The 727-nt window shown below is 53.2% G+C and carries 1 protein-coding gene; it reads right to left on the bottom strand.

The window, feature by feature from the left end:
* Positions 1 to 623: IS256 family transposase (locus tag HYD27_RS31705; RefSeq protein ID WP_219221755.1), on the bottom strand; the 623-nt coding region annotated here is incomplete at its 3' end.
* Positions 624 to 727: the final 104 nt, after the last annotated feature.

Genomic DNA, 727 nt, shown 5'->3' with positions numbered 1-727 from the left:
CTGCGGTGCAGGTCCTGCAGCACTTCTCGCCAGCCATAGGCGCTCTCCTTGCCGCCAATGCTGAAGCTGAGAATTTCCCGGTGCCCGTCTTCATCAATCCCCATGGCGACATAGATGACTTCACTGGCCACGCTTTGGCGCTTCAGTTTGACGTACATGCCATCCAGATAAATGACGGAGTAGCGTTTGGAGAGCGGACGATCCTGCCAGGCGGCCACATCTTCCAGGACCGTGCCGGTGATGTTGCTCACGGTCGCTGGCGAGTACGAGGTCCCAAACATTTTCTCGATAAACGAGGCGATATCCCGGGTGCTCATGCCCCCTTTATACATGTGGATTACGGTGTCTTCCAGCCACGCCTCCCGGCGCTGGTACGGCTCAAAGAGCTCCGTCTGGAACAGACCCTGCCGATCCCGTGGGACGTTCAGGTCGGAGATGAGCCCGTGGCGGGTGTCCCACGTGCGGGTGTAATATCCATTGCGAGTGTTGGGCTCCTCCGGATGTTCGACACCCAGGTAATTTTTGATTTCTTCGCGGAGCATGAGTTCAATCTTTTCTTTCAGAAAACTTTGTAGGCTATTTTCGAGTAGATCACTGAACGGGTTTTGTTGTATACTGGTCATTGAGTAGGGCTCCTTTTCTTGGTGACTTTGCAATCCCAAGGATACCCTACTTTTTTGTCGTTTACTAGACTCCCCGATCCTTACACATACTATTTTACGCCATC

Source organism: Paenibacillus sp. S150, assembly GCF_019352175.1.
Taxonomy (GTDB): Bacteria; Bacillota; Bacilli; order Paenibacillales; family Paenibacillaceae; genus Paenibacillus_AQ.
The sequence above is the reverse complement of the archived record's forward strand: the minus strand, read 5'-3'. Positions and strand labels throughout refer to the sequence as shown.